At 63.4% G+C, this 13,343-nt stretch carries 12 protein-coding genes; 5 read left to right on the top strand and 7 right to left on the bottom strand.

Features of this window, described 5'->3' with window-relative positions; translation table 11 throughout:
* Positions 1–245: 245 nt before the first annotated feature.
* Both QME24_RS23835 and QME24_RS23840 read right to left on the bottom strand, forming a co-directional pair.
* The gene (locus QME24_RS23835; RefSeq protein WP_280091920.1) at positions 246–2,165 is read right to left on the bottom strand and encodes a methyl-accepting chemotaxis protein; all 1,920 of its coding nucleotides are present in this window, start codon (positions 2,163–2,165) and stop codon (positions 246–248) included.
* A 244-nt stretch (positions 2,166–2,409) separates the two neighbouring features.
* On the bottom strand, positions 2,410–3,303 hold the full coding sequence (locus tag QME24_RS23840; RefSeq protein WP_009682254.1) for a neutral zinc metallopeptidase: 894 nt from the start codon (positions 3,301–3,303) through the stop codon (positions 2,410–2,412).
* A 225-nt stretch (positions 3,304–3,528) separates the two neighbouring features.
* Between QME24_RS23840 and pcaH the strand changes: the two genes are divergently transcribed.
* Both pcaH and pcaG read left to right on the top strand, forming a co-directional pair.
* Positions 3,529–4,248: a protocatechuate 3,4-dioxygenase subunit beta gene (pcaH, locus tag QME24_RS23845; RefSeq protein WP_009682255.1), complete on the top strand. Its 720-nt coding sequence runs from the start codon at positions 3,529–3,531 to the stop codon at positions 4,246–4,248.
* Between the two features lie 10 nt (positions 4,249–4,258).
* A complete protein-coding gene (pcaG, locus tag QME24_RS23850; RefSeq protein ID WP_009682256.1) occupies positions 4,259–4,864 on the top strand; it encodes a protocatechuate 3,4-dioxygenase subunit alpha in 606 nt (201 codons plus the stop codon).
* Between the two features lie 35 nt (positions 4,865–4,899).
* On the opposite strand, the gene QME24_RS23855 is transcribed toward pcaG, so the two are convergent.
* From QME24_RS23855 to QME24_RS23875, 5 genes are all read right to left on the bottom strand, one after another.
* Entirely contained in the window at positions 4,900–5,334 is a 435-nt protein-coding gene (locus QME24_RS23855; RefSeq protein ID WP_232893122.1) for a cupin domain-containing protein, read from the bottom strand.
* 103 nt (positions 5,335–5,437) lie between these two features.
* Positions 5,438–6,343, bottom strand: a complete 906-nt coding sequence (locus tag QME24_RS23860; RefSeq protein WP_232893119.1) for a LysR family transcriptional regulator — start codon at positions 6,341–6,343, stop codon at positions 5,438–5,440.
* Positions 6,344–6,401: 58 nt separating this feature from the next.
* On the bottom strand, positions 6,402–7,487 hold the full coding sequence (gene trmA / locus QME24_RS23865) for a tRNA (uridine(54)-C5)-methyltransferase TrmA (RefSeq protein ID WP_232893120.1): 1,086 nt from the start codon (positions 7,485–7,487) through the stop codon (positions 6,402–6,404).
* Positions 7,484–8,779 carry an NCS2 family permease gene (locus QME24_RS23870; RefSeq protein WP_009682260.1) on the bottom strand — a complete coding sequence of 432 codons (1,296 nt, stop codon included), beginning with the start codon at positions 8,777–8,779 and terminating at the stop codon, positions 7,484–7,486. Before QME24_RS23870 ends, trmA begins: the two co-directional genes overlap by 4 nt.
* A gap of 190 nt (positions 8,780–8,969) precedes the next feature.
* Entirely contained in the window at positions 8,970–10,190 is a 1,221-nt protein-coding gene (locus QME24_RS23875) for an MFS transporter (RefSeq protein WP_280091898.1), read from the bottom strand.
* A 344-nt stretch (positions 10,191–10,534) separates the two neighbouring features.
* Here QME24_RS23875 and QME24_RS23880 point away from each other — a divergent pair, with 344 nt between their 5' ends.
* The 3 genes from QME24_RS23880 to QME24_RS23890 are packed head-to-tail and all read left to right on the top strand — an operon-like array spanning position 10,535 to position 13,147.
* Positions 10,535–11,971 (top strand): cytochrome ubiquinol oxidase subunit I, encoded by a 1,437-nt coding sequence (locus QME24_RS23880; protein ID WP_009682262.1) that lies wholly within the window; start codon positions 10,535–10,537, stop codon positions 11,969–11,971.
* A gap of 3 nt (positions 11,972–11,974) precedes the next feature.
* Positions 11,975–12,982, top strand: a complete 1,008-nt coding sequence (cydB, locus tag QME24_RS23885) for a cytochrome d ubiquinol oxidase subunit II (RefSeq protein WP_280091899.1) — start codon at positions 11,975–11,977, stop codon at positions 12,980–12,982.
* 9 nt (positions 12,983–12,991) lie between these two features.
* Positions 12,992–13,147, top strand: a complete 156-nt coding sequence (locus QME24_RS23890; protein WP_009682264.1) for a DUF2474 domain-containing protein — start codon at positions 12,992–12,994, stop codon at positions 13,145–13,147.
* Positions 13,148–13,343: the final 196 nt, after the last annotated feature.

The following is a 13,343-nucleotide window of genomic DNA, read 5'->3' on the forward strand; positions in this document are numbered from 1 at the left end:
TGCTTCTTCAGCCTGACGAGAATAACTTCTCCCGCCAGGCCAGTCACAACATACAAGGAGCGAGCGCAGCTCGCGATGCGCCGCGCGGGCGGCGCTCAATCTCACAGGCACTGAAGATGCAGCGGCTACCCTTGCCAGGAACCATAGAATCTCCCACAGGTACGGCGCTGTTTCTGATCCTGCACCGTTGCTGTGGCAGCCTGGCTTGCCGGCGCTGGGCCGCTCAGAGGTCCCAGGGCTTGCAGTCAGACGCGGAACTGGCTGACCAGCGTCTGCAACTGCCCACCCAGGCGCGCCAGTTCGACGCTGGACGCTGCCGTTTCATTGCTGGCCGCCGCCGTCTGCTCAGACACATCGCGCACATTGAGGATGCTGCGGCTGATCTCCTCGGCCACCGCACTCTGCTGCTCTGCGGCCGCGGCAATCTGCTGGTTCATCGACTGAATGCCCGACACCGTGCTGGTAATGCTTTCCAGCGAGGCCCCGGCCTTGCGCGCCAGTTCCACGCTGCTGTCGGTCAGGGTACGGCTGCCTTGCATGGCGCTGGCCACTTGCTGGGTACCCTGCTGCAGGCCGGCAATCAGCTCTTCGATCTCTTCGGTGGACTTTTGCGTGCGCTGCGCCAGGCCGCGTACTTCATCGGCCACCACGGCGAAGCCGCGCCCGGCTTCACCCGCCCGCGCCGCCTCGATCGCCGCGTTCAGCGCCAGCAGGTTGGTCTGTTCTGCCACCGACTTGATCACGTCCATCACGCTGCCGATTTTCTGGCTTTCCTGTTGCAGCAGGCTCATGGCTTCAGTGGAGCGGTGCATGTCCTGGGCCAGGCGCTCGATCTGGCCGATCGCTTCACCGACCACACGGTCGCCGGCGCGGGCTTGCTCGTCGGCACCGGTGGCGGCGTGCGAAGCCTGTTCGGCATTGCGCGCCACTTCTTGCACGGTGGCGGCCATTTCGTGCATGGCGGTGGCCACCTGGTCGGTTTCGACCTTCTGGCTATTGGCCCCGGCACTGGTCTGTTCGGTCACTGCCGACAGTTCTTCGGCAGCGCTGGCGATCTGGGTCACGCCGTCGCGGATGCCGCTGATCAGCTCGCGCAAGGTGGTACCCATGCGCGCGATGCCTTGCTGCAGCACGCCCAATTCGTCGCGGCGGGTGACGCGCAGTTGCTGGGTCAGGTCGCCACTGGCGATCTTTTCCACCGCCAGCAGCGTTTCGCGCAACGGGCGGGTGATCTGCCGGGTGATCACCACCGCGCCCAGCACGCCGACCAGCAATGCCAGCAGCGTGGCGATGGCCTGCAGGCTGCGTGCCTGGCTGCTTTCGACGTCGCGACGCTGCAGCTGGATCTGGTACAGCGCATCGCTGCGCTTGACGATATCGGCACCCTGTACGGTCATTTCCGCACGCGCGGTGGTGATGCTGGCGACCGCATCGCGGAACTGGCGTACGGCATCACGGTAGGCCCGTACCGCGCTTTCCAGTTGCTGCAGGCGTGTGCTTTCACCCGGCATCTGGCCTTTGAGGTTGTCGACATTGGCCAGTGCCGCATCCAGCTGGCGCAGGGCGGCCTGCTCGTTGCTGGCACTGTTGTCGGCAATGTAGCCGCGCACGTCGATGCGCACCTGCAGCAACTGCTGGCGCGCCTGGCTGATCAGTTGGTACTGGGCCAGGCGCACGCTGTCGGCTTCCGGGCGGGCCATGACTTCCTGGCTGAGCAGGTCCATGGCCTGGTCGGCGCCGGCGGCCGAGCTGTCCATGGTGCTACGCGCTGCGCGCGTGGCGTCGTAGCCTTGGCGCATCTTGTTCAGCGACAGCTTGTAGGCGCTGATGGTTTCCCCCAGCTCACCCAGCAGCTTGACGTTCTCGGGGCTTTTGAAGGTACTGGCCAGGTAGGCCTGCTGCTTGCTGAAGGCGTTCAGCTTGGCCTGGGTGTTGGCGGCCGCGGCATCGTCGCCATTGGCGATCATGTACTGCAGGCGGGCCACGCGCAGGTCGGTCAGGTCTTTGTTCAACTGGCCGATGTCGCTCATCCAGTTGCTACGGTCGATCAGGCTGCCCAGGCTGGTCCAGCCAGTCAGGGCCAGCAGGCCGGTGAGGACAAGCACCAGGCCGAAGCCCAGGCCCAGTTTGAGGTTGACGCTGATGTTGGCAAACCAGCTGTTCATGCACGCACTCCAGAAATAGTTTTCGCTCTTTTGATGTTCGATCGCCAGGCGTTATTGTTCTGGATGCCCGCTGATTCATGCAGGGGTTATCGGCAATGCTGCGGGAAGCTGAAACGCTTTTTCAGCAAAAAAAAGCGTGCGGGTTTTTGTAGGCGCGGCCTTGCCGGTGCGCCGGACCGGTGGGAAAGGGCCGCGAAGCGGCCCCAGGGTTCCAGCGGTGACGCAGCAGCCTGTTGGCGAGGTATCAGAGGCTACGGGCACTGAAGGTGTCGCAGCGGTCCACTTCACCTTCGGCAAACCCGGTCTTGAACCAGCGTACGCGCTGGGCCGAGGTGCCATGGGTAAATGAGTCCGGCACCACACGGCCGCGCCCTTGCTGTTGCAGGCGGTCATCGCCAATGGCGTTGGCAGCGTTCAGCGCCTCCTCTACATCGCCCGGCTCCAGCCAGTTCAGGCGCTTCTGTGCCTGGTAGGCCCAGACACCCGCCAGGCAGTCCGCCTGCAGTTCCTGGCGTACCAGCAACCCATTGTCGCCCTCCATGCGCTGACCACTGCGGCGGGCGGCGTCGACCTTGGCCGAAACCCCCAGCAAGGTCTGTACGTGGTGGCCAATTTCGTGGGCGATGACGTAGGCCTGGGCAAAGTCGCCAGCCGCGGCGAAACGGGTTTCCATTTCGCGGAAGAACGACATGTCCAGGTACACGCGCTGGTCGGCCGGGCAATAGAACGGCCCCACGGCCGCAGAGGCAGCGCCGCAGGCCGAATTGACCTGGCCACTGAACAGCACCAGCTTGGGGTCGCGGTACTGTTTGCCTGCTTCGGCGAACAATGCCTTCCAGGTGTCCTCGGTATCGCCCAGGATCGAGGCCACGAACTGGGCCTGTTCATCGTTGGCCGGTGGCGCCTTGGCGCCAGCACCGCTTGGCGCGGTCTGGGTCTGCTGCTGCTCCACCTGGCCGGCCAACTGGCCGAGGATCTGCAGCGGGTCCTGCCCGGTCAACCAGCCGATGCCGACGATCAGCAGGATCGCCCCCAGGCCCAGGCCCTTGCCGCCGCCAAAGCGCATGCCGCCCCCACCGCCACCTTCGCCCCGGGCATCGACCACGTTGTCGCTGCGTCGGCCTTTTCGCCATTCCATGAGTGCTCTCCCGAGCGTGAAACAAGAAGTGAAAGATTAGTTCACGACAGCAGCGGGTGTTAGGTCCAGGTGGTCATGCATAACCAAATGGATATGTTTGAAGTGCCTCATTTCAATATTCACCGCGCGCGACATGCCGGAAACTGTATGTAGGAGCGGGCTTGCCCGCGAAGGGTTCAATAAGCCCGCCTGTGCATCTCCATAATTCCAAGAGAGGAAACCGGCATGCCCGCCCAGGACAACAGCCGCTTCGTGATCCGTGATCGCAACTGGCACCCCAAAGCCCTCACCCCCGACTACAAGACCTCCGTTGCCCGCTCGCCGCGCCAGGCGCTGGTCAGCATTCCGCAATCGATCAGCGAAACCACCGGCCCGGATTTTTCCCACCTGGGCTTCGGTGCCCATGACCATGACCTGCTGCTGAATTTCAATAACGGCGGCCTGCCGATCGGTGAGCGCATCATCGTTGCCGGCCGCGTTGTGGACCAGTACGGCAAGCCTGTGCCCAATACCCTGGTGGAAATGTGGCAAGCCAACGCCGGTGGCCGCTACCGCCACAAGAACGACCGCTACCTGGCACCGCTGGACCCCAACTTCGGCGGTGTCGGCCGCTGCCTGACCGACCGTGACGGCTACTACAGCTTCCGCACCATCAAGCCGGGCCCGTACCCGTGGCGCAACGGCCCGAACGACTGGCGCCCGGCGCACATCCACTTCGCCATCAGCGGCCCGTCGATCGCCACCAAGCTGATCACCCAGCTGTATTTCGAAGGCGACCCGCTGATCCCGATGTGCCCGATCGTCAAGTCGATCGCCAACCCGCAAGCCGTGCAGCAGTTGATTGCCAAGCTCGACATGAGCAACGCCAACCCGATGGACTGCCTGGCCTACCGCTTCGACATCGTGCTGCGCGGCCAGCGCAAGACCCACTTCGAAAACTGCTGAGGACCCCGCCATGCCAATCGAACTGCTGCCGGAAACCCCTTCGCAGACTGCCGGCCCCTACGTGCACATCGGCCTGGCCCTGGAAGCGGCCGGCAACCCTACCCGTGACCAGGAAATCTGGAACCGCCTGGCCAAGCCCGACGCCCCGGGTGAGCACATTCAGCTGATCGGCCATGTCTACGACGGCAACGGCCACCTGGTGCGCGACTCGTTCCTGGAAGTGTGGCAAGCCGACGCCAACGGCGAGTATCAGGATGCCTACAACCTGGAAAACGCGTTCAACAGCTTCGGCCGCACCGCCACCACCTTCGACGCCGGTGAGTGGACGCTGTACACGGTCAAGCCCGGCGTGGTGAACAATGCCGCTGGCGTACCGATGGCGCCGCACATCAACATCAGCCTGTTTGCCCGTGGCATCAACATCCACCTGCACACGCGCCTGTATTTCGATGATGAAGCGCCCCTCAATGCCAAGTGCCCGGTGCTCAACCTGATCGAGCAGCCGCAGCGCCGCGAGACGCTGATTGCCAAGCGCTGTGAAGTGGACGGGAAAACGGCGTATCGCTTTGATATCCGTATTCAGGGGGAAGGCGAGACGGTGTTCTTCGACTTTTGATGTAGACGTCGGGGCCGCCAAGCGGCCCCGATGCCTCAGCCTGCAACGGGTTTGAGGTCGAACGCACCCGCCTGATGTTGAAACAGCACGCAATCGGCAGCCGCCGTGCAGCCACTTTCATGTATCAACCCGGCCGGCAGATTGTAATAGGCGCCTGCCGGATACTCGATGCGCTTGCCGTCGATCACCGCATAGAAGGTCCCCTTCAGCACGACCGTCGGCAGTGACTGGCTGTGCTGGTGCAGGCCGTTGTCGGTGCCTTTGCTGAATTTCACATAGGCCGAGTAGGGCCCCTTGCCGAAGATATCGCCTTCAACGTTGGCGAAGCTGACAGCGCCATTGGTATTGGGCACGTCCTGCCAGTTCAAGGCCGTGTGGTCGGTGACTGAAACGACTGGTTGTGCCGCGTTGGCGCCAACTGGCAAGGTGCCGAGTGCCAACGCTGCGATGAATGCCTGCACTGCTTTCATGCTGGAGTACCTTTGTTGAGTGATGGTCAACGAAAGGCTAACTCACCGTTCAGGGCACAAATACGGGCAGAACCAGCCATGACTTGTGTCAATCGCGCACAAATCAATTTTCCCACCTCGCTTGTGAATAGTACGCCTGTACGTAATCCAGCAATGCGCGCACCTTGGGCGGCAGGTAGCGGCTCTGTGGATAAACCGCGTAAAGCGTGCGCGCTGGCAGTTTCCAGCCTTCCAGCACCGGTACCAGCCGCCCGTTCTGCAGGGCATCGTGGACGATGAAGCGGTCGAAGCTGGCGATGCCGAGGGCGCCTATGGCGGCAGCGCGCAGGGCCATCGGCGAATTAGCACTCAGGCGTCGGGGCATGAGGATGTCGCGCTGTTCGCCTTGGGTGTTGGTCAGTTGCAGGCGCTGTGGGTGCGGTAGCTGGCTATAGCCGAGCAGGGGGTGGCCAGTGAGTTCGTCGGGCGTAGCCGGTGTGCCGTGTCGCTGCAGATAACCCGGGGCTGCTACCAGCAACACCTCGCTGCCCGTCAGCCGGCGCGCCACCAGGCTGGAGTTCGGTAACTGGTCGGTGACCCGCAAGCACACATCAATTTCCGCCTCGAGAAGGTCGACGAAGCGGTCGCTGCAGTGCAGCTCGATCTGCAACAGGGGATGGCGCTCGACAAAATCCGGTAGCCAGCGACCCAGCTCCAGTTCACCAAAGGCTGTGGCCACGCCCAGGTGCAAGGTGCCAGTGGGCTGTTGCTGATGCTCCGACAATTCCAGGCTCATCGCCTGCATCTGTTCGAGAATCTGCACGCAATGGCGATAGAACAATGTGCCGGCTTCGGTGAGGTGCAAGCGGCGCGTGGTTCGGGTGAGCAATTGCGCGCCGAGGTGGCGTTCAAGCTGCTTTACCTGGCGTGACAGGACGGTATGCGAGACCCCCGCCTGACTGGCAGCGGCGCTGAAACTGCCGAGATCGACCACCCGGCGGAAAGACTGCATGGCACTGAACTGGTCCATCGGCATCACTCTCCTGGCAAGCTGCGCTGGGGCCAGCCAGGCCCCAGTGCAGCGCGGATCAGCGCCGGACCAGCAGCACGCCGCTTTCCATATGGTGCGTGTACGGGAATTGATCGAACAGCGCGCAGCGTTCGATACGGTGGGTATCTTGCAGCTGAGCAATGTTCTGCGCCAGCGTTTCCGGGTTGCACGAGATGTACAGGATCCGCTCGAAACGCCGGGTCAGCTCGCAGGTATCCGGGTCCATACCCGCACGCGGCGGGTCGACGAACACCGTACCGAAGTCATAGGCTTTCAGGTCAATGCCTTCCAGCCGGCGGAACGGCCGCACCTCGTTCAGCGCCTGGGTCAGCTCTTCAGCCGACAAGCGCACCAGCCGCACGTTAGCCACAGCGTTTTCGTCGAGGTTGCTCAACGCGGCATTGACCGACGTCTTGCTGATCTCGGTGGCCAGCACCTGGCGCACGCGGCTGGCCAGTGGCAGGGTGAAATTGCCGTTGCCGCAATACAGCTCCAGCAGGTCGTCCTCACGCTCGCCCATTGCCTCGAACGCCCAGCTCAGCATCTTCTGGTTCACGGCACCGTTAGGCTGGGTGAACGCGCCTTCTGGCTGGCGATAGCTGAACACACGGCCAGCCACGTCGAGTTTTTCCACCGCGTAGTCGCGGCCGATCACCAGGCGCTTGCCTTTGGAGCGGCCAATCACGCTCACGCCCAGCGCCTCGGACAGCTGCCGTGCAGCCACTTCCCAGGCCTCATCCAACGGGCGGTGGTAGCACAGGGTAATCATGGCGTCGCCAGCCAGGGTGGTAAGGAACTCCACCTGGAACAGGCGGTTGCCCAGCGCTTCGCTGGCCTGCCAGGCTGCCTTCAGGCGCGGCATGAGTTCGTTGATGCGCAGGCTGGCAATCGGGAAGTCGTCGATCAGGATCGCCTTGTGCTTCTCGCCCGGGGCGAACATGGCGTAGTGGCGCTGGCCATCCTCGCGCCACAGGCGAAACTCCGCGCGCAGGCGGTAGTGCTCGCGTGGCGAGTCGAAAACAGCCGGCTCTGGTGCGCCGAACGGTGCCAGCAGCTCGCGCAGCCGGGCGACCTTGGCGTCCAGCTGGGTGGCGTAGGAGGAGGGGTCGAAAGCAGCACTCATGCGTTGAACCAGCCCAGCTTGATGACGAACAGGATGGAAAGGATCACCAGCGCCGGGTTCAGGTCGCGGTAGCGGCCGGAAATCAGCTTGACTGCAGTCCAGGCGATGAAGCCGAAGGCAATACCGTTGGCGATCGAGTAGGTCAGCGGCATGGCCAGGGCAGTCACCACCACCGGTGCGGCTTCGGTAACGTCGTCCCAGTTTATCTCCGCCAGGCCCGAGGCCATCAGCACCGCAACGAACAGCAGCGCCGGGGCCGTGGCGAAGGCCGGCACGCTGCCGGCCAACGGTGCGAAGAACAGCGCCAGCAGGAACAGTACGGCGACCACGATGGCCGTCAGGCCGGTACGGCCACCGGCGCTGACGCCGGCAGCGGATTCGATGTAGCTGGTGGTGGTCGAGGTGCCCAGCAGCGAACCGGCCATGGCCGCGGTGCTGTCAGCGATCAGCGCACGGCCCATTTTCGGCATGTGGCCGTCCTTGCCCATCAGCCCGGCGCGCTTGGCCACGCCGATCAGGGTGCCGGAGTTGTCGAACAGATCGACGAACAGGAAGGCGAAGATCACGCTTACCAGGCCCACATCCAGCGCGCCGGCGATATCCAGCTGCAGGAAGGTCGGGGCCAGCGATGGCGGCATGGAGACGATGCCGCCGAACGGCGTCACGCCCATCACGATCGCCGCGACGGTCACCGCCAGGATGCCGATCAGCACGGCGCCGCGCACTTTCAGTGCTTCCAGGCCGACAATCAGGAAAAAGCCCAGCGTGGCGAGAATCGGGGCCGGTTGCTTGAGGTCACCCAAGCCCACCAGGGTTGCCGGGTTATCGACGACGATGCCGGCATTATGCAGGGCGATCAGCGCCAGGAACAGGCCGATACCGGCAGCAATTGCCGAGCGCAGCGGCAGTGGGATGCTGTTCACGATCCATTCACGGATACGGAAGATCGACAGCAGGAAGAACATCACCGCCGACAGGAACACTGCACCCAGTGCCACCTGCCAGGTGTGGCCCATGTGCAGCACCACGGTGTAGGTGAAGAACGCGTTCAGGCCCATGCCCGGGGCCAGGGCTATCGGGTAGTTGGCGATCAGGCCCATGGTGGTGGAGCCGATGGCGGCTGCCAGGCAGGTGGCGACAAAGATCGCCCCCTTGTCCATGCCGGTCTCGCCGAGGATGCTCGGGTTGACGAACAGAATGTAGGCCATGGCCAGGAAGGTGGTGACGCCCGCAAGAATCTCGGTGCGCACGTTGGTGTTGTGTGCTTTTAGTTGAAACAGCCTTTCCAGCATTCCCGCTCCCAAGGCGCCCGGCGCCACGAATATATCGACCCCAACAGCAAAGCACAGACCGTACCGCTTGCCGTGGTTTTGTGTGGGGCGGAAAAAAGCCGCGCATCATACCAGCATGCTCGGCGGTGGCCTATGGCCGTTGGGGAATGGGTTCGCTGTAGCCTGTATTGGCCCTGTGGCCGGCAACCCATCAACCGCTGTGCAACCGATCCCGCTTGGCCAGTGTAGGGAACAGTTTTATCCATACCCCGGTCACCAGCAACGTGCCCACCCCACCCATCACCACTGCCGGCACTGTACCAAACCAGTGCGCCGTCACCCCCGACTCGAACTCGCCGAGCTGATTTGAGGCACCAATGAACAGCCCGTTCACCGCGCTCACCCGCCCGCGCATCTCATCGGGGGTTTCCAGTTGCACGAACGAACTGCGGATGACCATGCTGATCATGTCTGCCGCGCCCAGTACCACCAGCACCGCCAGCGAAAACCAGAACGAGGTGGACAGGCCGAAGGCAATGGTGGCCACGCCAAAAACACCCACTGCGGTGAACATGGTCCGCCCGACATTGCGCTCGAATGGAAAACGCGCGAGCCACAGCGACATCAGCAACGCCCCCACCGCTGGCGCCGAGCGCAACAGGCCCAGGCCCAGCGGGCCAGTGAGCAGGATGTCCTTGGCGAACACCGGCAGCAGCGCCGTGGCACCGCCCAGCAGCACAGCGAACAGGTCCAGCGAAATGGCCCCAAGAATGTCCGGGCGGCTACGAATGAAGCGGATCCCTGCCAGCAGCGACTCGATGCTCGCACGCCCACGCTGGGTAACCTGGCCGCGTGCCTGCAGGCTCAGGGTCAGGATGCAGGCGATGGCGTAGAGGGCCACCGTCGGGCCATACACCCAGATGCTGCCAAATGCGTACAGAAAACCGCCCACCGCCGGGGCGACGATGGTCGCCGACTGGGTGGCCGAGGCCGAAGCGGCCACCGCCCGTGGGAACAGCCCTGGCGGTACCACGTTGGGTAGCAGCGCCTGGGTGGCTGGCATTTCGAACGAGCGCGTGGCGCCCAGCAGGAAGGCCAGGGCAAAAATCAGTTCCCGGGTAACGTTGTCGGTGGCGCTGCCCACGGCCAGCGCCAGGGCAATCAGCCCCTGCAGGCTCTGGCACAGCGCTGCGACCTTGCGCCTGTCGTAGCGGTCGGCGACATGCCCGGTGTGCAGCATGAACAGCACCCGAGGGGCGAACTCGACCAGGCCTACCAGGCCCAGGTCCAGGACATTGCCGGTCAATTGGTAGAGGTGCCAGCCAATGGCCACGGTGAGCATCTGGAAGCCACTGGCGGTGAATACACGGGCCAGCCAGAAGGCCAGAAACGGGCGGTGCTGGCGCAACAACTGCGGTGCGGAATCGGACATCGGTACCATGGGGCCTCGGCGCAGTGGAGGGGGGCGCAGCGTATCATCTGTTTGTAACAAACAGTTACTGTTTGCCCGGGCCAGCACTTTTTCGCGCGTCATGAAAGCCGGTGGGGCAACCGGTCACGCGGCAATTCACCGCACGGCCCAACCGTGCATTCAGGACTATGCTTCCTAGCAGTCGTTGATCTGGATCAATCGTTCCAGAACTAACGAATGGGCCCAGTGGGCCGGAATCCCTGCGATCGAACAGAACAATTCCAACGCGCCGTACTCGACCCAGTGGGGGCAGTGGGCGACGGTGCCACGAGCCCGTACGCCGGATTATCTGAAGAGGAAGCACCATGTTCGGAATAGAAGCCTTAGAGCTCGCCCGAATGCAGTTCGCCTTTACCGTGTCGTTCCACATCCTGTTCCCGGCCATTACCATTGGCCTGGCCAGCTACCTGGCGGTGCTCGAAGGCTTGTGGTTGCGCACCCACAACCAGGTCTACCGCGACCTCTACCATTTCTGGTCGAAGATCTTCGCGGTGAACTTCGGCATGGGGGTGGTCTCGGGGTTGGTCATGGCTTACCAGTTCGGTACCAACTGGAGCCGCTTCTCCGACTTCGCCGGCGCGGTTACCGGCCCACTGCTCACCTACGAGGTGCTCACCGCCTTCTTCCTCGAAGCCGGATTCCTCGGGGTCATGCTGTTCGGCTGGAATCGTGTGGGCAGAGGGCTGCACTTCTTCTCCACGCTGATGGTGGCACTGGGTACGCTGGTGTCCACGTTCTGGATCCTGGCCTCCAACAGCTGGATGCAAACCCCGCAAGGCCACGAGATCATCGATGGCCGGGTAGTGCCGGTAGACTGGCTGGCCGTGGTGTTCAACCCCTCGTTCCCGTACCGCCTGATGCACATGGCCACGGCCGCGTTCGTGTCCACCGCGTTCTTCGTCGGCGCCTCGGCGGCCTGGCACCTGCTGCGCGGGCGGGACAACCCGGCGGTGCGCAAGATGCTGTCGATGGCCATGTGGATGGCACTGATCGTCGCGCCGATCCAGGCGGTGATCGGCGACTTCCACGGCCTCAACACGCTCAAGCACCAACCGGTGAAGATCGCCGCGATCGAAGGCCACTGGGAGAACGTGCCCGGTGAGCCGACGCCGCTGATCCTTTTCGGCATTCCTGACATGCAGGCCGAAACCACCCGCTTCAAGCTTGAGATCCCGGCGCTTGGCAGCCTGATCCTGACCCACAGCCTGGACAAGCAGGTGCCGGCGATGAAGGACTTCCCGCCAGAAGACCGGCCCAACTCGACCATCGTGTTCTGGTCGTTCCGCATCATGGTCGGCCTGGGCCTGCTGATGATCTTCGTTGGCCTGTGGAGCCTCTGGCTACGCAAGCGGGGCACGCTGTACACCTCGCGGCCGTTCCTGCACATGGCAGTGTGGATGGGGCCCTCCGGCCTGGTGGCGCTGCTGGCCGGCTGGTTCACCACTGAAATTGGCCGCCAGCCCTGGGTGGTGTATGGCCTGCTGCGCACCGCAGACGGGGTGTCCAACCACAGCTATGCGCAGCTTGGCTTTACCCTGGTGGCGTTCGTGGTGGTGTATTTCGCCCTGTTCGGCACCGGCCTTGGCTACATGCTGCGCCTGGTGCGCAAGGGCCCGCAGACCGGTGAGGGTGATGAAATCAACCCAGGTGGCCCCGGCACCAAACGCACCCCGGCGCGGCCGCTGTCCGCCGCCGATGATGGCCACGAGGCCAACACCGCCAGCCTGAACAAGGGGAACTGAGCCATGGGTATCGACCTTCCGCTGATCTGGGCGGTGATCATCATCTTCGGCGTGATGATGTACGTAGTGATGGATGGTTTCGACCTGGGCATCGGCATGCTTTTCCCGTTCGTGAAGGGCGAGCATGACCGTGATGTGATGATGAACACCGTCGCCCCGGTGTGGGACGGCAACGAAACCTGGCTGGTGCTCGGGGGGGCGGGGCTGTTCGGGGCCTTCCCGATGGCCTACTCGGTGGTGCTCGAAGCGTTGTACTTGCCATTGATCCTGATGCTGATCGGCTTGATCTTCCGGGGGGTGGCCTTTGAATTCCGCTTCAAGGCCACCGCCCGCAAGCGGCACATCTGGGACAAGGCATTCATCTGGGGTTCGCTGATCGCCACCTTCTTCCAGGGGGTGGCGCTGGGCGCGTTCCTGGAAGGGTTCAAGGCGGTCGACCGGCATTTTGCCGGGGGCACCCTCGACTGGTTGACCCCGTTCAGCCTGTTCTGCGGGGTGGGGCTGATCGTGGCCTACACGCTGCTGGGTTGCACCTGGTTGATCATGAAGACCGAAGGGCCGCTGCAGCAGAAAATGCACGAAATCGCCCGGCCCTTGGCGCTGGTGCTGCTGGTGGTGATCGGTATCGTCAGCCTGTGGACGCCGATTGCCTACCCGCAGATCGCCGACCGCTGGTTCAGCATGCCTAACCTGCTGTGGTTCATGCCGGTGCCGTTGCTGGTGCTGGTGACGTTCTATGGCTTGCTCAAGGCCGTGGCCCGCAACGCGCACTACACGCCGTTCCTGCTCACGCTGGTGCTGATATTCCTTGGCTACAGCGGCTTGGGCATCAGCCTGTGGCCGAACATCATCCCGCCGTCGATCTCGATCTGGGATGCCGCAGCGCCAGCACAAAGCCAGGGCTTCATGCTGGTTGGCACCCTGTTCATCCTGCCGTTCATCCTCGGGTATACCTTCTGGAGCTACTACGTGTTCCGCGGCAAGGTGACCCATGGCGACGGCTACCACTAGGAGGCCCGCATGATGACTGGCAAGCATGGCCTGGAAGAAAAGAAACCGTTGTGGCAGCGGCTGGGTTGGCTGGTGCTGATCTGGGCGTTGAGCGTGGCCGCACTGGGTGTGGCGGCCTGGGTGATGCGCTTGTTCATGGGGGCTGCGGGCCTGACCACCCATTAAGGTCAGCCTGCTTTGGCCCTATCGCCGGCAAGCCACACACAGGGATCGCCTTAGGGCTGACAGGTGTTTGCCACAAGGTATGGCAGCGCCTGTTAGAGCGAGCGCCGCCCGCGCGGCGCATCGCGAGCTGCGCTCGCTCCTTGTATGTTGTGACTGGCCTGGCGGGAGAAGTTATTCTCGTCAGGCTGAAGAAGCA

The sequence above is a fragment of the Pseudomonas sp. PARCl1 genome, from assembly GCF_947311875.1.
Classification (GTDB): domain Bacteria; phylum Pseudomonadota; class Gammaproteobacteria; order Pseudomonadales; family Pseudomonadaceae; genus Aquipseudomonas; species Aquipseudomonas juntendi.